The organism is Cupriavidus gilardii (assembly GCF_008801915.1).
In the GTDB taxonomy this organism is placed as follows: domain Bacteria; phylum Pseudomonadota; class Gammaproteobacteria; order Burkholderiales; family Burkholderiaceae; genus Cupriavidus; species Cupriavidus gilardii.
This window is the reverse complement of the sequence record NZ_VZOV01000020.1, coordinates 1-20,895: the sequence shown is the minus strand read 5'-3', so window position 1 is coordinate 20,895 and position 20,895 is coordinate 1. Positions and strand designations below refer to the sequence as shown.

The window sequence follows — 20,895 nt, the reverse complement described above, 5'->3', positions numbered from 1 at the left end:
AACCACTTCAGAAAGAGAAGTTCTTCAATGCTTCAGGCATGCCCTGGGCCATCGCCTGCTGTTCCTTGGCGGCGTAGGTCGCGGCATCCCAGACCTCGAAATGGCTGCCCATGCCGAGCAGCATCACTTCCTTGTCCAGCATGGCGGCGCTGCGCAGCTCCGGCGCGATCAGCACGCGCCCGGCGCTGTCCATTTCGACGTCCGCGGCATTGCCCAGAAAAATGCGCTTCCACCAGTGCGCGTCCATCGGCAACGCCGCAATGCGTGTGCGAAAGGTTTCCCATTCCGGCCGGGGAAAGAGCAGCAGGCATCCATCCGGGTGCTTGGTCAGCGTCACCCGGCCCTCGGCCTGTTGTTGCAGCGCTTCCCGGTGCCGCGTCGGAATCGACATCCGACCCTTGGCATCGAGGGAGAGCGCCGATGCTCCCTGAAACAAGTTCACCCCCGTCCCGCGCCTGCCTGCGGCGGCTTGGCGTGGCGTTGACTGGTCCGCTTCGGCTAGTGCACATCATCCCACACCGAAGCCCTTTCCTCACACAAAAATACACTTCCTCACACTATTCCCCACTTTAGAGGAAGCCTATTGGGCGGTCAAGGCTCGTCAACGGTGCCAAAAAGGCGTTTTTCGGAATCAGAACAAAGACTTAGCGCAGGGCGAGCGCGCACCAGGAAGGTGAATTCCTAATGAAATGAAGGTCTTAGGGGAGAAAGCCGAGAAACCACCTGAGAACTACGAGGAGAGAAGTCGCTGGCGCAAGGAAATACCGCGGTCCCGAGCCCGGCCAAAGGATACAACGATTCGGTGCCGATAGCCCTCGGGGCGAGCCCGCGGCGCGCGTCGGATCGCGGCGATCTGAACGCGCGCAGCATTGGGTAACTGCCCGGGGTAACTGCCGGGGTAACCGCTCAGATCCGGTAGGCGGTGGTGGTCATCACGCGCGAGGCCGCGCGCATCGCCGCGCGCACCGGTGCGGGCAGCGTGATGCCGCCCGCTTCCCGCGCGCTGGCGCCATGGCGGGCCTCGTCGTCGCGCATCTGCTCGAGGATCGCGCGCGAGCGTGCGTCGGCGGCAGGCAGTTGCTCCAGGTGGCCGGTCAGGTGCTGCTCGACCTGGCGTTCGGTTTCGGACACGAAGCCCAGGCTGGCGCGATCGCCGGCCCGTCCGGCCAGCCAGCCGATGGCGAAGGCGCCGGCGTACCACAGTGGATTGAGCAGGCTAGGCCGCGAGCCGAGTTCGCGCAGCCGCTCGGCGCACCAGCCGAGGTGATCCTCTTCCTCGCGCGCGGCGGCATCCATCTGCGCGCGCACCGCGCCATCGCGGGCGGTCAGCTTCTGCGCCTGGTACAGCGCCTGGGCGCAGACCTCGCCGACATGGTTGACCCGCATCAGCCCGGCGACATGCCGGCGCTCTCCGGCGTCGAGCTGCGTGTCGTCGTGTTCGGCTAGCGGCTCGGCCGGGCTGGGGCGCCCCGCTCGGGTCGCGCCGGTGATGGCGCGCAGGGCGACGTCGAATTCGTGGATCAGCTTGTCCATGTCGGTACGGCGGCGGCCCGCGTGACGGTGAAAGTGACGATGAGCCGCCTTGGGTCGGTTCGGGGAATTCCCGCATTGTACCGCCCCCGTTTCGGACCGCCCGCGCGGGGCGCCTTGCCAGTACTGGCTTGGGCTGGCGGGCTACTCCAAAACCCTGAGTTGTGAAAAGCCGACAATAGAACGACTGTGCGATTGTGCAAACAAGGCCGTTTGTTACAGTACCTGACAACTTCTCGCGAAGTTGGGTGCGTGGGCCATGGAGAGCTCAGGAGGCTGCCTCGCGCATCACACCAATAATTCTTACTACAGGAGATAAACCAGCATGAAGAAGTCGCTTCTTGCATTGGCCGCGCTCGGCGCATTCGCCGGCACTGCACAGGCCCAATCGAGCGTCACGCTGTACGGGGTGGTCGACGCCAACATCGAATACGTCAGCAACATGTCCTCGACCGCGGCCGGCACCGCCGGATTCCCGGGTCGTGGGGAGAACAAGTTCGGGGTGACTTCCGGCGGCCTGTCCGGTTCGCGCTGGGGTCTGCGCGGCGTGGAAGATCTGGGCGGCGGCATGAAGGCGCTGTTCGTGCTCGAAAGCGGCTTCGGCGTGGACGATGGCCGCATGCAGCAGGGCGGCCGCCTGTTCGGTCGTCAGGCGTACGTCGGGATCGAAAGCAACCAGGTCGGCCGCATCACCTTCGGCCGCCAGTACACCTCGATGTTCGATGCGTTCGCCAACTTCTCGCCGACCGGCTACGCGACGCAGTATGAACCGATCGCCTATCAGCTGGGCACCAACTTCCGTTCTGACAACACCGCCAAGTACACCGGCAAGTTCGGTCCGGTCACGGCCATCGCGCACTGGTCGTTCGGCAACGGCGTCGCCGGCACCGGCGAAGTCCCGGGCCAGTTCCGGCGCGACACCGGCTACGGTGGCGCGGTGGCGTACGCGGCCGGTCCGCTCGGCGTGACCATCGCCTACGACCAGTCGAACCCGACCGTGGCCAACACCGGCGGCGACACGGCGACGTTCCGCAAGGCAGGCGCCGCGGCCAGCTACGCGTTCGGCCCGGCCAAGCTGATGGCCGGCTACCGCTGGGGCCAGAACAAGGCCCCGAACGACGCCACCATCTATCGCGACGACTACTACTGGGCCGGCGCCAACTACCAGGCCACCGCCGCGCTGGGCCTGACGCTGGCGTACTACTACGCCGACGTCAAGAACCTGAACGGCGTCAACGCTCCGAACCCATGGCAGGTCAGCTTCGTGGCGGACTACAACATCACCAAGCGGACCGACATCTACCTGACCGCTGCCTACACCAAGAACGCCGGCCTGAACTTCGACAGCGCCGTGATCAGCTTTGCCAACGGCTACCCGCTGGGCGCCGGCGAAGACAATATGGTCGGCGTGGGCATCGGCATCCGCCACAAGTTCTAAGAACAACGGCAATACCGCGGGCACGCCCGCTTTGAAAGGGCACCTCCGGGTGCCTTTCTTGTTGGCCTGGCGGCGGTGCCATAGGGCTTCACCTCATCGGCAGCGCCGCGTCGGCGCCACTAGAATGCAGCAGTCCCGCCGGCCCGCCGGCAAGCACAAGACGATGCGCCAGCCAGGCGCCCGAGGAGACGAACCGATGCAAGCAACCCGCCGCCGCGCGCTGCGCCTGACCCTGGCCGCTACCCTGAGCGGGCTCGCCGCGACGGCATGGCAGATTCCCGCGCACGCCGCCGATCCCGGCAGCTACCCCGCCAAGCCGATCCGCATGGTCGTACCCTTCGCCCCCGGCGGCACCACCGACATCCTGGCGCGCGCGGTCGCCGCCGAGCTGTCGAAGCTGCCGGGCTGGAGCGTGGTGGTCGACAACCGTCCCGGCGCGGGCGGCAATATCGGCGCGGAGATCGTGTCGAAGGCCGAGCCCGACGGCTATACGCTGCTGATGGGCACGGTCGGTACGCATGGCATCAACCAGTCGCTGTACGGCAAGCTGCCGTACGACCCGATCAAGGACTTCGCACCGATCACGCTGGTCGCCGCGGTGCCCAACGTGCTCGTGTTGAACCCGGCGTTCGCGCAGCAGAACAGGATCAACAGCGTCAACGACCTGATCGCGTACGCGCGCGCCAATCCCGGCAAGCTGAACATGGCCTCGAGCGGCAACGGCACCTCGATCCACCTGGCCGGCGAACTGTTCAAGACGCAGACCCGGACCTTCATGGTCCACTTCCCGTACAAGGGCAGCGGCCCGGCCCTGACCGATCTGGCCGGCGGCACCATGCAGGTGATGTTCGACAACCTGCCGTCGTCGATGTCGCTGATCAAGGCCGGCAAGCTGAAGGCGCTGGCGGTAACGAGCGCCAGGCCGTCGCCGGCGCTGCCGGACCTGCCGACCATCGCGCAGGCCGCGAAGCTGCCCAACTACGAGGCCAGCTCGTGGTTCGGCCTGCTGGCGCCGGCCGGCACGCCGCCCGCGATCGTGTCGCGCATCCAGCAGGAAGTCGCCAAGGCGCTGGGCACGCCGGCGATCCGCGAAAAGCTGCAGGCCCAGGGCGCCGAGCCGGTCGGCAATACGCCGGAGCAGTTCGCGCAGCATATCCGCGCGGAAACCGCCAAATGGGCCAAGGTGGTCAAGGACTCGGGCGCCAAGGTCGACTGATCGCCCCTCCTGCGCTGCGCCGTGCCGGCTGCCGCGGCGAGCCTGGCGGCCGGCCGAACGCATATACTTCAGGCGTCAACCATTTCCCGATGCCCGCCTGCAATGCCGACCTCCGCCGCCGACGCCGCGCCCAACGCGGCGCCAGTCGATCTCGAAACCCGCGCCGATGACGCCAGCCACGAGGCGCTGCGCCTGTGGTTGCGGCTGCTGACCTGCACCAACCTGGTCGAGGCCGATATCCGCAGCCGGCTGCGCGAGTCGTTCGGCTGCACGCTGCCGCGCTTCGACCTGATGGCGCAGCTCGAGCGCCATCCCGAGGGCCTGAAGATGGGCGAACTGTCGCGCCGCATGATGGTGACCGGCGGCAACGTGACCGGCATCACCGATCAGCTGCAGCAGGAAGGGCTGGTTTCGCGCGAGCCGCTCGCCAACGACCGGCGCGCCTATCTGATCCGGCTGACACCGGCCGGCCGCGCGGCTTTCACGCGCATGGCGCGCGCGCACGAGCAATGGGTCGAGCAGTTGTTCGAAGGGCTCGCCGAAACCGAGCGGCGCGCGCTGTTCAAGCTGCTGGGCCGTCTCAAATCGACTCTGGTGTCCGCATGAAACCCCTACCGTTGCAACAGCGGCCCCAACCGCAAGCATTGCGTGTCCTGGGCCTGCCGGCGCGGGCCGCCTCGGTGGCCGCCATGGCCACCGCCGTCGCCGTCCTCGCCGGCGCCTGCGCCAGCTCGCCGGGCGTCCCCCCCGCGCCGCAGATCACGCCGGTCAACGCCACGGTCAAGCTGGGGCGGATCGCCGAGAAGCGCTTCGTCACGCGGGTCGACGTCGAACAGGCGCGCGGCTATTCGGGCTATGGGGTCGGGGTCGGCGCCGCCAGCGGGGGCGGCTGGAGCGGCGGCGGCGTGGGGGTCGGGCTGGCGTTCGACCTGGGCCGGCTGCTGAATCGCGCGCCGGTGCAGCAGGTCGACATCTTTGCCTACGAGATCAAGCTGAACGACGGCACCGCCGCGACGGTCAACGGCCCGGCGGCGCCAAGGCTCGATGTCGGCAGCTGCGTGCGCGTGGTCTACGCGGACGGACGGCGCGAGCCGGGGCTGGCGCCGTCCAACGAGTGCTGAGCCGGCGCCGTCATCGTCGGCGCCGTGGCGGCGATCAGGCGGCCTTGCGCGAATCGCGCAGCTCGCGGCGCAGGATCTTGCCGACGTTGGTCTTCGGCAGCTCGGTGCGGAACTCGACGTACTTCGGCCGCTTGTAGCCCGTCAGCCGGTCCTTGCAGAACGCGATCACGTCCTGCTCGGTCAGCGCCGGGTCCTTCCTGACGACGAACAGCTTGACCACCTCGCCCGAGTGCTGGTCCGGCACGCCGACCGCCGCGACCTCCAGCACGCCCGGGCACTCCGCGACCACGCCCTCGATCTCGTTCGGGTACACGTTGAAGCCCGACACCAGGATCATGTCCTTCTTGCGGTCGACGATGCGGGTATAGCCGCGCTCGTCGATGATGCCGATGTCGCCGGTCTTGAAGAAGCCGTCCGGCGTCATGACCTTGGCGGTCTCGTCCGGCCGGTTCCAGTAGCCGGCCATCACCTGCGGCCCGCGGATGCAGATCTCGCCCGGCTGGCCCAGCGGCACGTCGCGGCCGTCGTCGTCGCGGATGGCGATTTCCGTCGAAGGCAGCGGCAGGCCGATGGTGCCCGAGAACGCGTCGCTGTCGGTCGGATTGCACGTCGCCGACGGCGAGGTCTCGGACAGGCCATAGCCTTCGATGATCGGGCAGCCGGTCTTGGCCAGCCATTTCTTGGCCACCGCCTCCTGCACCGCCATGCCGCCGCCGTTGGCCACGCGCAGCCCCGAGAAGTCGACCTTGTCGATGTCCGGATGGTTGATCAGCGCGTTGTACAGCGTGTTGACCGCCGGGAACATGTGGAAGCGGTACTTCTGCAGTTCCTTGATGAAGCCCGGGATGTCGCGCGGATTCGGAATCAGCACGCTCAGGCCGCCGCTGCGCATGCCCAGCAACGCGCAGACCGTCAGCGCGAAGATGTGGTACAGCGGCAGCGCGGTGATCGTCACCACCTGGTCGATCGGCGCGCCCTTGGCCAGCGCCGGCTGCATCCAGGCCTGCGACTGCAGCACGTTGGCGACGACGTTCCGGTGCAGCAGCACCGCGCCCTTGGACACGCCGGTGGTGCCGCCGGTGTATTGCAGGAAGGCGATGTCGTCCGGGCCGGTATCGACCGGCTTGCGCTGCAGCCGGCTGCCCTCGGCCAGCGCCGTGGGGAAGCGCACGCAGTTCGGCAGCTCCCACGCGGGCACCATCTTCTTGACGTTGCGCACGACGAAGTTGACCACCGCGCCCTTGAGCCCGCCGAGCATGTCGCCCATGCTGGCCACCACCACGTGCTTGACCGGCGTGGCGGACAGCACCTGCTGCAGCGTGGCGGCGAAGTTCTCCAGGATCACGATCGCCTCGGCGCCGCTGTCCTTGAGCTGGTGCTCGAGCTCGCGCGGCGTGTACAGCGGATTGACGTTGACCACCACCATGCCCGCGCGCAGCACGCCGGCCAGCACCACCGGATATTGCAGCACGTTGGGCATCATGATCGCGACGCGTGCGCCGGGCTTCAGCCCGCGCGACTGCAGCCAGGCGGCGAAGTGGCCGGACAGCCGGTCCAGCTCGGCATAGGTGATCGCCTTGTCCATGCAGACGAAGGCGCGCCGGTCCGCGTAGTCCCGAAAGGATTCCTCCAGCAGTTGGGCAAGCGACCGGTACTGGGTGGCGTCGATCTCGGCGGGGACGCCTGCCGGATAGTGTTTCAGCCACTGCTTTTCCATATGCCGTCTCCTGGTTTCTGAATGATCGTTCGATTTTTTGCAACGCTAAACGGCGATGCTAAACGGCGGGCACCCTTAAGACAACACCAGGACAACACGTTAGATGAAGTCCTCTGGACCGCTGCCAGTGTAACGGCGGCCGACCGTGCCGTCGGTGCGCGCGCCGGCGCGGGAATACCCTAGGATCCGCCGGGTTCGGCGATCGTTGCACCGTTGCCTGCCGCACCGTGGGCCGTCGCAGCATTGCCGGTTGCAGCATTGCCGGTTGCAGCATTGTCCACCGCGGCATTTCCGGCCACAGCGCTGTCCACCGCAGCGTTGCCCGCCGCAGCGTGGTGTACCGCAGCGTTGTGTACCGCAGTGTTGCCGGTGGCGGCGTTCACGGTCGCCGCCGCGGTCGTCGGCTCGTTCGGCGCCAGCGCGCGCAGCCGCGCGTTGCGCTGCTCGGGCTTGAGCTTGCCGATGCGTGCGGCCTCGGCATAGAAGGCCTTCCAGTCGCCGCCGCATTGCTCGAGCAGCGCCAGGAACGCCGGCACCCATTGCTGATAGGTGGCCACCGCGGCCAGGTGGGCATTGGTCAGCGGCTGCGAGAACCAGCGGTCGTAGCCGCTGTAGCCGCCCCACGATTCCTTCAGCGCCGCATAGCGCTGGCGCAGCGCGGCGAAGATCGCCGCCTTGCCGGCCCGCTTGGCCTCGTCGTCGATCGGCTTGCGGTACAGCGCGTCGAGTTCGGCGCGCGTCTGCAGCAGCATCGCGCGGAACTGCCGGCGGCGCCCATCGTACTGGCGATAGCTCGCGCGCGCGTCGGCCGAAGCCTCGCGCGCCAGCCAGCGTTCGACGCCGGCGATCTCCACCGCGGAGGCAAACGACTCGTTGAAGGTGGTGTCGTTGCGCACGTAGACCACCTGGTGCGCGAGCTCGTGGAAGATCATCCGCGCCAGCTCGCCCTCGGGCAGATAGACGAAGGTGTTCAGCAACGGATCGTCGAAATAGCCCAGCGTCGAATAGGCGGGCACGCCCGCCACATAGGTCTCCAGCCCCTGGCTGCGCAGCCCCGCGGCATAGCGGTGCGCGTCCTCGATCGCGTAGTAGCCGCGGTAGTTGATGCAGCCGACCACCAGGAAGCACCACTTGTGCAGCTCCATCGACAGCTCGGGCGTGGCGAACACGCTCCACACCACATAGGGACGATGCAGATTGGCGTAGTGCCGGTAGCTGCCGTTGTCCGGCAGCGCCAGTTCGCGCGAGGCAAAGTCGCGCATGCGCCCGGCCAGCGCGAGCCGGTCGGCCAGCCGCTTGTCGTTGCTGCCGTTGGCGTAGGCGATCGCGTCGGACAGCGGCGTGGCCTGGGCCATCACGCCCAGATGGCCGCTGATCGACTGCGCGTAGTAGCCGACGGCCTCGCAGCCGGCCAGCAGCGCGCCCAGCGCAACAGCGGCCAGCGCGGCCGCCACGCGGACGCGAGCCGGCCGCCGTGCCATCACGTCACCGCCTGCGCGGCGGCCTCCACCTGCACCAGGCAGTCGTAGAAGACCGGCGCGCGGCCCATGTCGGTCAGACGCTGGCTGGTCAGCTCGTTGGCGTTCTTGCCGTCCGGCGCCAGCTTCTTCCACCAGATCGACAGCCCGACCACCAGTCCCTGGCGCGCGCGGTCGGTGACGCGGGCGCGCGCCTGCATGCTGCCGCGGTCGTTGAACGCGCGCACCATCATGCCGTCGACGATGCCGCGCGCGGCGGCGTCGTCCGGATGGATGTCCAGATGCGGCTCGCCCTCGGTCGCGCGCAGGCTGTCGACGTTGACGAAGGTGCTGTTCAGGAAGTTGCGCGCCGGCGGCGAGATCATCGCCAGCGGATAGCGCGCCGCCAGCTCCGGCGCGCTGGCGGGCGCCTCGTACGGCGCCACATAGCCCGGCAGCGGATCGAGGCCGTCCTTGACCATCTCGGCCGCGTAGAACTGGCACTTGCCGGTGGGGCTGGGAAAGCCCCCCTCGGCAAACGGCGCCGCCGGCAGCTTCAGCTTCTGCCAGCCGCTTTCCTTCAGCGTCGTCCAGTCGATGCCGGCCGCGCGCGGGTCGCTGCGCGCGATCGCCTGCGCGGCGATGTCCTCGTCGCTGTCGGCGAAGCACGGCTCGGTAAAGCCCATGCGCCGCGCCAGCCGGCGGAAGATCTCGGTATTGGGAAGCGCCTGGCCCAGCGGTGCGATCGCCTGGTTGTTGGCGAGGAAGTAGGTATGGCCGTAGGCCTTGTGCACGTCGACGTGCTCGAGCTGCGTGGTGGCCGGCAGAATGATGTCGGCGTAGTCGGCGGTATCGGTGCGGAAGTGCTCGAGCACCACGGTGAACAGGTCCTCGCGCGCGAAGCCCGCCGCGACCTTGCCCGACTGCGGCGCGACCGCGACCGGATTGCTGTTGTAGACGACGATCGCCTCGATCGGCGGCGTGCCGGCCGGCAGCCCCTCGCCGAGCAGCGCATCGCCGATCGTCGACATATTGATCGTGCGCGGCAGCTTCGGCCAGCTCGGCAGCAGGTCCGGGCGCTGCAGCGCCGCATTGTCGATCGGGAAAAAGCCCGAAGTGGACAGCTGCAAGCCGCCCGCGGCGTGGCGCCATGCGCCGACCAGCGACGGCAGGCAGGCCACCGCGCGCACCGCCTGGCCGCCGCCGTGGGCGCGCTGCATGCCATAGTTCAGGCGGATCGCGACCGGTTGCCGCTCGCGCACTGCCAGCGTGCCGTACAGGCCGGCCAGCCATTCGATGTCCTCGGCATCGATGCCGCAGATCTGCGCGGCATGCGCCGGCGAGAACTGCGCCGCGCGGTCGCGCAGCGCGTCGAAGCCGACCGTGTGCCGCGCGATGTAGTCGTGGTCGAGCAGGTCGTCGCGGATCAGCACATGGATGATGGCCAGCGCCAGCGCCCCGTCCGTGCCCGGCATCGGCGCGAGATGGCGATGGCACTTCTCGGCGGTCAGCGAGCGGTACGGATCGATCGCCACCAGCGTCGCGCCGCGGCGCTTGGCCTGCTGCACGCGGGTCCAGAAGTGCAGGTTCGAGGCGATCGGGTTGCCGCCCCAGATCACGATCAGCTTCGCGTCCTCGACATGCTCGATGTCCATGCCGACGCTGGCGCCATAGGTGTAGCGCAGCGCGGTGGCGCCGGCGCTGGCGCAGATGGTGCGGTCGAGCAGCGAGGCGCCGAGCTTGTGGAAGAAGCGCGCGGCCATGCTTTCGCCCTGCACCAGCCCCATCGTGCCGGCGTAGCTGTAGGGCACGATGGCCTGCGGGTCGCGGGCGGCGATTGCGCCGAGCCGCTGCGCGACGATGTCGAGCGCCTCGTCCCAGCCGATCGGCGCGAACTGTCCGCTGCCCTTCGGGCCGATCCGCTTCATCGGGGTCAGCAGGCGGTCGGGATGATAGGTGCGCTCGGTATAACGCGACACCTTGGTGCACAGCACGCCCTGCGTGCCCGGATGGTCGGGATCGCCGGCCACCTTGACGGCGCGGCCGTCCTCGACGGTGACGAGCAGCGCGCAGCTGTCGGGACAATCGTGCGGGCAGGCGGCGCGGACGATGCGGGTGGACATGGGTTCTCCGGGGGCGATGGTCTTTGTGGCCGATTGTATTCGATCGGATTCCGTCGGATTCGATCGGATTCCATCCAGGGGCAGCCGGCGCAGGCGCCGCCGCCTCCCTGCGTCCCCTGCTCGCCTCCTCCGGCCAGTGGTCCCGTCGTCCGCGTCAGGCGCTCAACGCTGGTCGTTCAGATGGCAGGCCGACATCCGCCCCGGGGCGATCTCCTTCAGCGCGGGCGCCTCCTGCCGGCAACGCGGCATCGCATGCGGGCAGCGCGGATGGAAGTGGCAGCCCGAGGGCGGATGCAGCGGCGACGGGATCTCGCCCTGGATCGCGACATAGGTCTTCTTGCCGACCTCCAGCTTCGGGGCCTCGGCAAGCAGCGCCTGCGTGTACGGATGGTTCGGCGCGGCGAACACCTGCTCGGTCGGCGCGGATTCGACCACGCGGCCCAGGTACATGATCACCACGCGGTCGCTGATGTGCTTGACCACGCCGAGGTCGTGGCTGATGAACAGGTAGGTGAGGTTCAGCTCCTGGCGCAGCCGCATGAACAGGTTCAGCACCTGGGCCTGGATCGACACGTCCAGCGCCGCCACCGATTCGTCGCAGACCAGGAACTCCGGCCTGACCGCCAGCGCCCGCGCGATGCCGATCCGCGCGCGCTGGCCGCCCGAGAACTGATGCGGAAAGCGCCGCAGCACGGTCGGGTCCATGCCGACCCGCGTCAGCATCTCCTCGACATAGGCCTTCTGGCCCGAGGCCGGCACGATGCCGTGCACCACCGGCGCCTCGCCGACGATATCGAGCACGCGCAGCCGCGGATTCAGCGAGGCGTACGGATCCTGGAAGATCATCTGGATCGCCAGCTGCTTCTCGCGCTTTTTCTCCGGCGGCAGCTGCTCCAGGTCCTCGCCCTTCCACAGCCGCGTGCCTTCGGTCAGCGTATGCAGGCCGACGGCCATCCGGCCCAGCGTCGACTTGCCGCAGCCGGATTCGCCGACCAGGCCGACCACCTCGCCGGCGCGGATGGCCAGGTCGACATGGTCGACCGCGTGCACCACTTCTTCCTTCGCATGCGCGCCGAACAGATTGGCGATGCGGGCGGCGGCGTCGAGCGACTTGACGAAGCGCTTGGAGACGCCGCGCAGCTCCAGCAGCGGCGTGCCGGCTGCCGACGCCGAGGCCGGCTTCGCCGCCGCGTCGGCGGGCGCGTCGATCACGGACATATCGGTCATGCGGCCTCCTGCGTTTCAAGCACCGGGTGGAAGCAGCGCAGGCGCCGCCCGTCGGGCGCGCTGCTCAGCGGCGGCTCGGTGCGGCAGATCTCGGTGGCGCGCGGGCAGCGCTCGCGGAACGCGCAGCCGCCGGGCAGGTTCAGCAGCGACGGCGTCATGCCGGGGATCTGGCGCAGCGGCGCGCCGCGCGGATTGCGCGACGGCGCCGAGCCGATCAGTCCGTGCGTATAGGGATGTTCGGGATGCTCGAGCACCTGGCGCACGTCGCCGGCCTCGACGATCCTGCCGGCGTACATCACGCAGACGCTGTCGGCCAGGCCCGCGATCACCGACAGGTCGTGCGTGATCCAGATCAGCGCGGTGCCGGACTCGCGGCACAGCTTCTGCATCTCGTAGAGGATCTGGCCCTGGATCGTCACGTCAAGAGCGGTGGTCGGCTCGTCGGCGATGATCAGGTCCGGCTTGTTCAGCAGCGCGATCGCGATCGCCACGCGCTGGCGCATGCCGCCCGAGAACTGGTGCGGATAGGCCTGCAGCCGCTCGTCCGGCGATGGAATGCCAACCCGCGCCAGCGCATTGCGCGCGCGCTCGCGCGCCACCGCCTTGTCGACCTTCTCGTGCGCCAGCACCGCCTCGATCATCTGCGTGTCGATGCGCAGCACCGGGTTCAGCGTCATCATCGGATCCTGGAAGATCATCGCGATGCGGTTGCCGCGCACGTTGCGCATCTGCGCCGGCGTCAGCTTGCGCAGGTCGCGCGTGACGCCGTCGCGGCTGGTCAGCTCGATGCGTCCGCCGACGACCTGCCCGGGCGGATCGATCAGTCCCATGATCGAATAGCCGGTCATTGACTTGCCTGAGCCGGACTCGCCGACCAGGCCCATGATCTCGCCGCGGCCGATCGAGAAGGACACGCGATCGACCGCGCGTGCAACGCCGCCGCGCGTGAAGAAATGCGTTTCCAGGTCCTCGACCAGCAGGGTTGGTTTGCTGCTCATCCGGTCATTCCCTTGTTGGCGTCGTCTGTCAAAGCGTCTGCAGGCGCGGGTTCAGCACGTCGCGCAGCTGGTCGGCGACCAGGTTCATCGCGACGATGGTCACCACCAGCGCAATGCCGGGGAAGAAGCTGATCCAGTACTTGCCGGACAGCATGTACTGCTGGCCGTTCGAAATCAGCGAACCGAGCGACGGCTCGGTGATCGGCACGCCCAGGCCGAGGAAGGACAGCGTGGCCTCCAGCGTGATCGCCGAGGCCACCTGCAGCGCAGCGATCACGATCAGCGGCGGCAGGCAGTTCGGCAGCAGATGGCGGAACATGATGCGCCGCGCCGGCAGCCCCAGGCAGGTGGCCGCCTCGATATATTCCTTGCGCCGCTCGACCAGCGCCGCGCTGCGCGTGGTGCGCGCGTAGTAGGCCCATTGCACCGCCACCAGCGCGATCACGATATTGCCGATGCCAGGCCGCAGGAAGGCCAGCAGGATCAGCGCCAGCAGGATCGGCGGGAACGACAGCTGCAGATCGGCGACGCGCATGATCAGCGCCTCGACGCGTCCGCCGACGAAGCCGGCGATCAGCCCCAGCGTGGCGCCCAGCACCAGCGCGATCACCGTGCTGACCACGCCGACGCCGATGCTGATGCGCAGCCCGTACATCACGGCCGACAGGATGTCGCGGCCCTGCTCGTCCGAGCCGAGCAGGAACGTCATGCCGTTGCCGGCCACCTCCCCCGGCGCCAGGCGCGCGTCCAGCACGTCCAGCGTCGCCAGGTCGTAGGGATTCTGCGGCGCGAGCCACGGCGCGAAGATCGCGATCAGCACGATCGCGATCAGCACGGCCAGGCCCGCCACCGCGATCTTGCTGGAGAAGAACTGCCGCGCGAAGCGGCGCCACGGCGTGTCGACGCCCGCCGCCGCGGACGGCGTCGGCGTGCCGGTCGGGGTGCCCGGGGGACCGGCGGCGAGATCGGTGGTCGGGGCCGGCAGCCCGTCCGGCGTGCCCGGTTGCGTAGCGATGGTCATTGGGATCAGCCCTTGTTGTCGGCGATGCGCACGCGCGGGTCGAGCACGCTGTAGAGGATGTCGACCGCCAGGTTGATCAGGATGAACAGCGTCACGATCACCATCAGGTAGGCGACGATCACCGGCCGGTCCAGCAGCTGGATCGAATCGATGATCAGCTTGCCCATGCCGGGCCAGGCGAAGATCGTCTCGGTGACGATGGCGAAGGCGATGATCGAGCCGAACTGCAGCGCGATCACGGTGACGATCGGAATCAGGATGTTCTTGAGCACATGCACGCCGACGATGCGGGTGTTCGACAGGCCCTTGGCGCGCGCGAACTTGACGTAGTCCTGCAGCATCGCCTCCTGCGTGCCGGCGCGCGTCAGCCGGATCACCATCGCGATATTCAGCAGCGACAGCGTGACGGCCGGCAGCACCAGATGGCGGATGCCGTCGACGGTCAGGAAGCTGACCGGGATGCCGAGCACCGACACGGTCTGCCCGCGCCCGTTCGACGGCAGCCAGCCCAGCTGCACCGCGAACACCATGATCAGCATCAGCCCGACCCAGAAGGTCGGCAGCGAAAAGCCGAGGATCGACACCGTCATGATCGACTTGCCCGCGATGCCGTTGGGCCGCAGGCCGGCCCACAGGCCGAGCGGGATGCCGAGCACGATCGCCAGCAGGATCGCGCAGACCGCCAGCTCCATCGTCGCCGGCATCCGCTCGAAGATCAGCTTCAGCGCCGGCGTGCCGTGCGCGAACGAGATGCCCAGATTGCCCTGCAGCGCATTGGTCAGGAAGATCCAGTACTGCTCCCACAGCGGCTTGTCGAGGCCGAGCGCGGCGATGGTGCGCTTGATGTCTTCCTGATCGGCCTGCGGATTGATCAGGATGTCCACCGGGTTGCCGATGGCGAACACACCGAGAAAGACCAGCAGCGACATGACGAAGAGCACGACCACGCTCTGCATCAGGCGCCGGATGATAAAGACCAGCATAGTCGGGACGCTTTTCCTTCGCCGCCGGCGCCGCGCACCGCCATGTCCCGCGCGAGGGGTCGCGCGAAGGCATGCGGCGGAGCGCGGCACCGGCTGACGGCTATCGCCGCCCGATCGTCGCCGGGCGGCTGTTTTCGTGGCGATCGGCGCATCGCCGGACCCGCGGGCGGCGGGGCCGGCTGCGCGGCGCGGGCCGGTTGGGACGCGCGGCGCCATTGGGCACCGCGCGCGCCCGGGCTGTCAAGCGAACGGCCCGCCGACAGCCCTGCCGAGATTACTGCTGCGGCTTGAAGTTGTGCGCGTAGGTCCGCTCGTCGGTCCGCGGCACGTAGGTGATGCCCTTCTGCGTGGCCCAGGTGGTCACCTGTTGATGAATCGGAATGATGCCGCCGTCGTTGATCGCGATCGCGGTCGCCTCCTGCAGCAGCTTCGAGCGCTCGCCATCGTCGACGGTCCGCAGCGCCTTCTCCAGTACCGCGTCCATCTTCGGATTGCAGTACTCGCCCCAGTTGGTCGTGCCGAAGCCCTTCTTGGCGTCCTCGCACGCCAGCAGCGCGCGCAGCGGCGAGCTGACCTCGCCGGTCTGCGCGCCCCAGCCCAGCAGGCCGAACGACCACTCGTGCTTGATGCCCTTGGACGAGTAGGTCGCCATCGGCATGCCCTCGACGCGGGTGGCGATGCCGATCCGCGTCAGGTTCTGCGCGATGGTCTGCGCGATCTTCTCGTCGTTGACATAGCGGTTGTTCGGCGTATGCAGCGTCACGCCGAAGCCGTTCGGATAGCCGGCCTCGGCCAGCAGCTTCTTGGCGCCCTCGGGGTCGTACTTGACGGTCTTCAGGTTGGGGTTATGCCCGAACAGCGTCGCCGGCACCAGGTTGTTGGTCGGCTCGGACAGGCCCTCCATCAGCCGGTCCTTGATGCCCTGACGGTTGATGGCCATGCTGATGGCGTTGCGCACGCGCGCATCCTTCAGCGGGTTCTTGTCCATCGGCTGGCCGTCCTTGCTGGTGACGTACGGCGACTTGTCGCGCTTGGCATCGAAATACAGGTAGATCACGCGGTGCGAGATCTTCGAGAAGAACGACAGCTTCGGGTTCTTGCGCACCTGCGGCAGATCCGGCGTCGGCACGTTCTCGATCGCCTGCACGTCGCCCGACAGCAGCGCGGCCAGGCGCGTCGCGGGGTTCGGAATGAAGCGCAGCGTCACCTTGTCCCACGCCGGCTTCGGTCCCCAGTAGTCGGCGTTGCGCGTCAGCTCGACCCGGTCGTCCCGCGCATAGCTGACGAACTTGAACGGACCGGTGCCGATCATGCCCTTGCCCTGCGCGAAATCGTCCGAGTTCAGGCCCTGCGTGGCCTTCTTCTGCACGATGAAGATCGACGTCAGGTCGTTCAGCACCAGCGGATAGGGCTGCGCGGTGATCAACTGGATCGTGTTCGGATCGATGACCTTCTTGGCGACGATGGCCTTGGTGTAGACATCGAACTTGCCGGGGCTGTTCTGGATCGTCGCGGGCCGGTCCAGCGACCACAGGATGTCCTCGGCGGTCAGCGGCGAGCCATCATGGAACTTGACGCCCTTGCGGATCTTGAACTCCCAGGTGGTCTCGTTGACCAGCTTCCACGACTCGGCCAGGCCCGGAATGATGCGGCTGTCCGCGTCCATCTTGATCAGGCTGTCGAAGATGTGCTCCGACACGTTGATGTTCGAGAACAGGTTGTAGAAGTGCGGGTCCATCGAGGTCGGCGGCGAGCTCATGGCCAGCTTGAAATCGGCTGCCAGTGCCTGACCGCCGGCGCCGAAGCTGATGGCTGCGGCGAGCAGGGCGGTTGCAAATGCCTTCTGGTGGTGGCGTAGCGGCATCGAGCGATTCTCCCGAAAAGTGGGGGCAACTATAACGAGCGGCCTGTGACCGTCGCAAGCTGCGACGCCGCAAATTGGTGCAGGCGTCGGGACACATGCGCGGCCCGGCTCGCGGACGCGGTACGGCAAGCATTAACTGTTCCAGTAGAGAAGCACCGGCGGCAATGCGGGGAAACCCACCTCCGGGCGCGACGATGACGAATGCGGGCGGCAAGGCCGGCGGTATATTGGGCCGGTATCCAGGGGAAACCTCGCAGCAGAAATCTCGCGGCGCGATGGTTTTGGCGGGGGCTGTTGGGCCCTGGCCTTGGCGGCGATGTTGGTGCCGCTATTGGAGGCGGTTTTGGCGCATTCCGGCGGGGCGTCGTATGATCCGGTTGTTTCACCCCCTGCGGTTTCCCCATTCCGTATTGCCGACCCGGTGTTTCTCCCCGGGTCATTACCTTCTCGTTTATCACCGCTTACCGCTGCTGCCACGGCCATGACACTGATCCCCGAAATCCTCCAGGCGCAAGACGAGATCCGTTCGATCCGCCGCGATATCCATGCTCATCCGGAACTGCGATTCGAGGAGCAGCGCACCGCCGACGTGGTCGCGCGCACGCTGACCGACTGGGGCATCGAGGTCCATCGGGGCCTGGGCAAGACCGGCCTGGTCGGCGTGATCCGCAACGGCAGCAGCGCGCGCAGCATCGGCCTGCGCGCCGACATGGACGCGTTGCCGCTGCAGGAGGCCAACACCTTCGGCCACCGCTCGCAATACGACGGCAAGATGCACGCGTGCGGACACGATGGCCATACCGCGATGCTGCTCGGCGCGGCCCGCTACCTCGCGCGGCACCGCAACTTCGACGGCACCGTCCATCTGATCTTCCAGCCTGCCGAGGAAGGCGGCGGCGGCGCCCGCGAGATGATCCGCGACGGGCTGTTCGAGCGCTTTCCGTGCGACGCGGTGTTCGGCATGCACAACTGGCCCGGCATGCCGGCCGGTTCCTTCGGCACCTGCGCCGGGCCGCTGATGGCATCGAGCAACGAGTTCCGCATCGTCGTGCGCGGCAAGGGCGCGCATGCGGCGATGCCGCATAACGGCAACGACCCGGTCTTTACCGCTGCGCAGATTGTCGGCGCGCTGCAGGGCATCATTACCCGCAACAAGCGGCCGATCGACGCGGCGGTGATCTCGGTCACGCAGTTCCACGCCGGCGACGCCACCAATATCGTGCCCAACGAGGCGTGGATCGGCGGCACCGTACGCACCTTCACGCTGCCGGTGCTCGACCTGATCGAACGGCGCATGGAAGAGGTGGCGCGTGCCGTCGCCACGGCATTCGACTGCACCATCGAATTCAGCTTCGAGCGCAACTATCCGCCGACCGTCAACAGCGCCGCGGAAGCCGCCTTTGCGGTCGAGGTCGCACGCGAGCTGGTTGGCGTCGACAACGTCGAGGCCAACGTCGAACCGACGATGGGCGCCGAGGACTTTTCCTTCATGCTGCTCGAGCGGCCCGGCTGCTATCTGTTCATCGGCAATGGTGAGGGCGGGCACCGGGAGGCCGGCCACGGCATCGGGCCCTGCATGCTGCATAACCCCAGCTACGACTTCAACGACGAGATCCTGCCGGTCGGCTCGACCTTCTTCGTCAAGCTGGTCGAGAAGTGGCTGGCGCCGGCGTGAGCGACCAGCACGTTGCCGGCGTGAATGGCACGGCCGGGCGGACCGCGCTGCCGGCGCTCGATATCGCAACCGCCAGCGCCTTCGCGCAGGTCGCGCTCGAGAACATCCTGCGGCCCTATCCCTACCGCATCGACCACATGATGATGGGCGCCGGCGACCTGGCGGAGCCGCGCACGCTGCATCCGGTCTATTTCGGCAGCTACGACTGGCACTCCAGCGTGCACATGCACTGGCTGCTGGTCCGGCTGCTGGCGCAGCGGCCCGATCTTCCCGAGGCCGGCGCGATCCGCTCGACGCTCGATATCCAGTGGCAGGCGCAGGCGGTCGCGGCCGAACTTGCCTATTTCCAGCGGCCGGGTTGCGCCACCTTCGAACGCCCCTATGGGTGGGCCTGGATCCTGCGGCTGCAGGCGGAGCTGCGCGAATTCCCCGGGGCCGACAAGCAAGTCCAGCGCTGGGCGAAGGCCTGCGAGCCGCTGGCGACCGAGCTGGCGGGACGGCTGACCGACTATCTCGATATCGCCGACTTCCCGATCCGCACCGGCACGCACGCCAACAGCGCCTTCGCGCTGGTGCTGGCCGACGGTTATGCGCGCACCGACGGCCACCCGGCGCTGCGCCGGGCGATTGCGCGGCGCGCGCATCGCTGGTTCGGCCACGACCAGCGCTACCCGGCCCGCTATGAGCCGGGCGGCGACGAGTTCCTGTCAGGCGGCCTGATGGAGGCGGTGCTGATGCGCAGGGTGCTGGACGACTGCGCGTTCGCCGAATGGTGGGAGATGTTTGCGCCGGCGCCGAACGATCTGGCGACCTGGCTGACGCCAGTGGTGGTCGCCGATCGCACCGATCCCAAGCTGGTGCACCTCGATGGACTGAACCTGTCGCGCGCCTGGTGCTGGCGCCTGCTGGGGCCGTCGCTGCCGGAACCGCTGCGGACGAAAGCGGCGGGCGCTTGGGCCGATCATCTGGACGCGTCGTTGGCGCAGGCGGTCAGCGGCGACTATGTCGGTACGCACTGGCTGGCGTCGTTCGCGGCGCTGGCCCTGACCGACCCCGTGCTGACAGCTTGAGCGCCTGTTCTTCGACGATTGATGTTCGCCGCTCGATCTTCGTCGATTGATGTTCGGCGATCGATGTTCGTCGATCGATCTTCGTCGATTGATTTTCGGCGATCGAGGTTCGGCGATCGATGGTCGTATCGGTCTGCCTGCGGCTAGTCCAGCGCGATGTCGCCATACCACGCTTCGGCCTGGCTCTTGGTATTGTCGGTGTCCGTCATGATGCCGACCGCCTGCAGACGGCCCGGCTCCTTGCCGAAGGCGGCACGATAGTCCGCTCGCAGGTCGCGCTCATGACAGCGCCATTGCCTGGCGTGACGCGTGCCCGAGTCGGCCACGATCATGCGGATACGCTCGGTATGGGGATTCGGAATGACGGTCCCTTCCGCACGTTTCGAACCCCAGATGTACATCAAGGTCGCGTAAGGCATCTCGCGGCCTGTCATCAGGCGCGCCATCTCGTCCATCAGATGGTCCTTCAGCGACAGCGTGCTCTTGTCGCCATCGAACGCCACGAACACCCGCAGCGGCGCGTCTTCGCGCGGCCCGGCGGCGTTGTCGCCGTCGGCGATGACGTCGCGGGTCTTCCAGGCCCAACGCAACTTGCCCGGATCGCGCGGCGTCAGCGGGACATAGAGCCCTGATGCCGAGCCCTCGGCGCGCGCATGCAGCACGACACGCTGATCGACTTCGGCAAGCGCATATTGCGTCGGCGTCTTGCTGCGGTTGACCGTCCAGCTGCGCCAGCCGGCAGGCAGCGATTGCTCGGGATCGGACGCGGAAAATAATGGAAGATGCGACAACGGCGCCGGCTCGCTGTCTTCTTGCTCGCTTCCGTCGGCAACTTTCTGGAACACGCCCGCGGCGTCCGTGCCGGCCGATGCTTGCGTGCGCAGCGTTTTGGCGGTGGAGGAAGCGGCGAGCCGCTTATGAAAGCCGCGGCAGTCGGTCGCGGCGATCTTGATCGATGGCTTCGCCGACGGCGCGCGGGTCGCTGAGTCGATCGGCGGCGATGAAGAGGTCGAACAAGCCGCCAACGTGGCGGTCAGCACCGCAACTGCTGCTGCAAATGCAGGCCTGCGCAGGTCCATGCCGATGACTCCGGGCCTGTTTGCGGCCATCCCTCTCTCCCCGAACTTCCGATCGCCGGGCGCTGATTCGACCGCGGCTCTGATTGCATGACGCCGGCCTGCCATGCCCTGAAACGGGGCGGATGCCAATGCCGAGCGACACCATAGCAGAGGCCGTTCGGGCCGGAAACCGGTGACTTCACGCGGGCGGCCAATCTGTTGTATTCCGTCTGCGGGCCGGCGCACACCATGTCGTTTTGATTCAGCCCGCCGCAAAGCAAAACGCCCCAGACCTTGAGGATCTGGGGCGTTTTCAAAGGAGAGCCTGGCGATGACCTACTTTCACACGGGTAGTCCGCACTATCATCGGCGCGAAGTCGTTTCACGGTCCTGTTCG

The 20,895-nt window shown here is 67.6% G+C and carries 17 protein-coding genes; 6 read left to right on the top strand and 11 right to left on the bottom strand.

Annotated features, from left to right (window positions below; all coding sequences use genetic code 11):
* Positions 1 to 7 precede the first annotated feature (7 nt).
* Positions 8 to 436: a division/cell wall cluster transcriptional repressor MraZ gene (gene mraZ / locus F7Q96_RS20320; RefSeq protein WP_006577764.1), complete on the bottom strand. Its 429-nt coding sequence runs from the start codon at positions 434 to 436 to the stop codon at positions 8 to 10.
* Positions 437 to 906: 470 nt separating this feature from the next.
* A complete protein-coding gene (gene coq7 / locus F7Q96_RS20315; RefSeq protein WP_053822576.1) occupies positions 907 to 1,533 on the bottom strand; it encodes a 2-polyprenyl-3-methyl-6-methoxy-1,4-benzoquinone monooxygenase in 627 nt (208 codons plus the stop codon).
* A 322-nt stretch (positions 1,534 to 1,855) separates the two neighbouring features.
* Between coq7 and F7Q96_RS20310 the strand changes: the two genes are divergently transcribed.
* The 4 genes from F7Q96_RS20310 (at position 1,856) to F7Q96_RS20295 (ending at position 5,305) form a co-directional block, all read left to right on the top strand.
* Positions 1,856 to 2,968, top strand: coding sequence for a porin (locus F7Q96_RS20310; protein WP_053822577.1), 1,113 nt, complete (start codon positions 1,856 to 1,858; stop codon positions 2,966 to 2,968).
* 196 nt (positions 2,969 to 3,164) lie between these two features.
* Entirely contained in the window at positions 3,165 to 4,184 is a 1,020-nt protein-coding gene (locus tag F7Q96_RS20305; RefSeq protein ID WP_053823208.1) for a Bug family tripartite tricarboxylate transporter substrate binding protein, read from the top strand.
* Positions 4,185 to 4,286: 102 nt separating this feature from the next.
* On the top strand, positions 4,287 to 4,790 hold the full coding sequence (locus F7Q96_RS20300; RefSeq protein ID WP_053822578.1) for a MarR family winged helix-turn-helix transcriptional regulator: 504 nt from the start codon (positions 4,287 to 4,289) through the stop codon (positions 4,788 to 4,790).
* A gap of 83 nt (positions 4,791 to 4,873) precedes the next feature.
* The gene (locus tag F7Q96_RS20295; RefSeq protein WP_151023228.1) at positions 4,874 to 5,305 is read left to right on the top strand and encodes a hypothetical protein; all 432 of its coding nucleotides are present in this window, start codon (positions 4,874 to 4,876) and stop codon (positions 5,303 to 5,305) included.
* A 34-nt stretch (positions 5,306 to 5,339) separates the two neighbouring features.
* Here F7Q96_RS20295 and F7Q96_RS20290 read toward each other — a convergent pair whose 3' ends face one another.
* From F7Q96_RS20290 to F7Q96_RS20255, 8 genes are all read right to left on the bottom strand, one after another.
* The gene (locus tag F7Q96_RS20290) at positions 5,340 to 7,022 is read right to left on the bottom strand and encodes a long-chain fatty acid--CoA ligase (protein WP_053822579.1); all 1,683 of its coding nucleotides are present in this window, start codon (positions 7,020 to 7,022) and stop codon (positions 5,340 to 5,342) included.
* A 179-nt stretch (positions 7,023 to 7,201) separates the two neighbouring features.
* Entirely contained in the window at positions 7,202 to 8,503 is a 1,302-nt protein-coding gene (locus tag F7Q96_RS20285; protein ID WP_082371650.1) for an aminopeptidase, read from the bottom strand.
* Positions 8,503 to 10,602, bottom strand: a complete 2,100-nt coding sequence (locus F7Q96_RS20280) for a molybdopterin-containing oxidoreductase family protein (protein ID WP_151023201.1) — start codon at positions 10,600 to 10,602, stop codon at positions 8,503 to 8,505. The genes F7Q96_RS20285 and F7Q96_RS20280 overlap by 1 nt, the downstream gene beginning before the upstream one ends.
* Positions 10,603 to 10,764: 162 nt before the next feature.
* Positions 10,765 to 11,820 carry an ABC transporter ATP-binding protein gene (locus F7Q96_RS20275; protein WP_390885702.1) on the bottom strand — a complete coding sequence of 352 codons (1,056 nt, stop codon included), beginning with the start codon at positions 11,818 to 11,820 and terminating at the stop codon, positions 10,765 to 10,767.
* A 5-nt stretch (positions 11,821 to 11,825) separates the two neighbouring features.
* A complete protein-coding gene (locus F7Q96_RS20270; RefSeq protein ID WP_053822580.1) occupies positions 11,826 to 12,827 on the bottom strand; it encodes an ABC transporter ATP-binding protein in 1,002 nt (333 codons plus the stop codon).
* A 28-nt stretch (positions 12,828 to 12,855) separates the two neighbouring features.
* Positions 12,856 to 13,848, bottom strand: a complete 993-nt coding sequence (locus F7Q96_RS20265; RefSeq protein WP_249041696.1) for an ABC transporter permease — start codon at positions 13,846 to 13,848, stop codon at positions 12,856 to 12,858.
* Positions 13,849 to 13,853: 5 nt separating this feature from the next.
* Positions 13,854 to 14,831 (bottom strand): ABC transporter permease, encoded by a 978-nt coding sequence (locus F7Q96_RS20260; protein WP_151023197.1) that lies wholly within the window; start codon positions 14,829 to 14,831, stop codon positions 13,854 to 13,856.
* 274 nt (positions 14,832 to 15,105) lie between these two features.
* The gene (locus F7Q96_RS20255; RefSeq protein ID WP_053822581.1) at positions 15,106 to 16,695 is read right to left on the bottom strand and encodes an ABC transporter substrate-binding protein; all 1,590 of its coding nucleotides are present in this window, start codon (positions 16,693 to 16,695) and stop codon (positions 15,106 to 15,108) included.
* Between the two features lie 481 nt (positions 16,696 to 17,176).
* On the opposite strand from F7Q96_RS20255, the gene F7Q96_RS20250 reads away from it, so the two are divergent.
* Both F7Q96_RS20250 and F7Q96_RS20245 read left to right on the top strand, forming a co-directional pair.
* On the top strand, positions 17,177 to 18,370 hold the full coding sequence (locus F7Q96_RS20250; RefSeq protein ID WP_053822582.1) for a M20 aminoacylase family protein: 1,194 nt from the start codon (positions 17,177 to 17,179) through the stop codon (positions 18,368 to 18,370).
* A complete protein-coding gene (locus F7Q96_RS20245; protein WP_249041695.1) occupies positions 18,367 to 19,440 on the top strand; it encodes a DUF2891 domain-containing protein in 1,074 nt (357 codons plus the stop codon). Before F7Q96_RS20250 ends, F7Q96_RS20245 begins: the two co-directional genes overlap by 4 nt.
* 143 nt (positions 19,441 to 19,583) lie before the next feature.
* Here F7Q96_RS20245 and F7Q96_RS20240 read toward each other — a convergent pair whose 3' ends face one another.
* Positions 19,584 to 20,648, bottom strand: a complete 1,065-nt coding sequence (locus tag F7Q96_RS20240; RefSeq protein WP_315904133.1) for a DUF3047 domain-containing protein — start codon at positions 20,646 to 20,648, stop codon at positions 19,584 to 19,586.
* Positions 20,649 to 20,895: the final 247 nt, after the last annotated feature.

Bases quoted from the DNA above. Each gene is read 5' to 3' on its own strand.
- F7Q96_RS20250 (WP_053822582.1), top strand. From the start codon at position 17,177: ATGACACTGATCCCCGAAATCCTCCAGGCGCAAGACGAGATCCGTTCG.
- F7Q96_RS20255 (WP_053822581.1), bottom strand. From the start codon at position 16,695: ATGCCGCTACGCCACCACCAGAAGGCATTTGCAACCGCCCTGCTCGCC.
- F7Q96_RS20260 (WP_151023197.1), bottom strand. From the start codon at position 14,831: ATGCTGGTCTTTATCATCCGGCGCCTGATGCAGAGCGTGGTCGTGCTC.
- F7Q96_RS20310 (WP_053822577.1), top strand. From the start codon at position 1,856: ATGAAGAAGTCGCTTCTTGCATTGGCCGCGCTCGGCGCATTCGCCGGC.
- F7Q96_RS20275 (WP_390885702.1), bottom strand. From the start codon at position 11,820: ATGTCCGTGATCGACGCGCCCGCCGACGCGGCGGCGAAGCCGGCCTCG.
- F7Q96_RS20270 (WP_053822580.1), bottom strand. From the start codon at position 12,827: ATGAGCAGCAAACCAACCCTGCTGGTCGAGGACCTGGAAACGCATTTC.
- F7Q96_RS20290 (WP_053822579.1), bottom strand. From the start codon at position 7,022: ATGGAAAAGCAGTGGCTGAAACACTATCCGGCAGGCGTCCCCGCCGAG.
- F7Q96_RS20285 (WP_082371650.1), bottom strand. From the start codon at position 8,503: ATGGCACGGCGGCCGGCTCGCGTCCGCGTGGCGGCCGCGCTGGCCGCT.
- coq7 (WP_053822576.1), bottom strand. From the start codon at position 1,533: ATGGACAAGCTGATCCACGAATTCGACGTCGCCCTGCGCGCCATCACC.
- F7Q96_RS20295 (WP_151023228.1), top strand. From the start codon at position 4,874: ATGGCCACCGCCGTCGCCGTCCTCGCCGGCGCCTGCGCCAGCTCGCCG.
- F7Q96_RS20305 (WP_053823208.1), top strand. From the start codon at position 3,165: ATGCAAGCAACCCGCCGCCGCGCGCTGCGCCTGACCCTGGCCGCTACC.
- F7Q96_RS20265 (WP_249041696.1), bottom strand. From the start codon at position 13,848: ATGACCATCGCTACGCAACCGGGCACGCCGGACGGGCTGCCGGCCCCG.
- F7Q96_RS20280 (WP_151023201.1), bottom strand. From the start codon at position 10,602: ATGTCCACCCGCATCGTCCGCGCCGCCTGCCCGCACGATTGTCCCGAC.
- F7Q96_RS20300 (WP_053822578.1), top strand. From the start codon at position 4,287: ATGCCGACCTCCGCCGCCGACGCCGCGCCCAACGCGGCGCCAGTCGAT.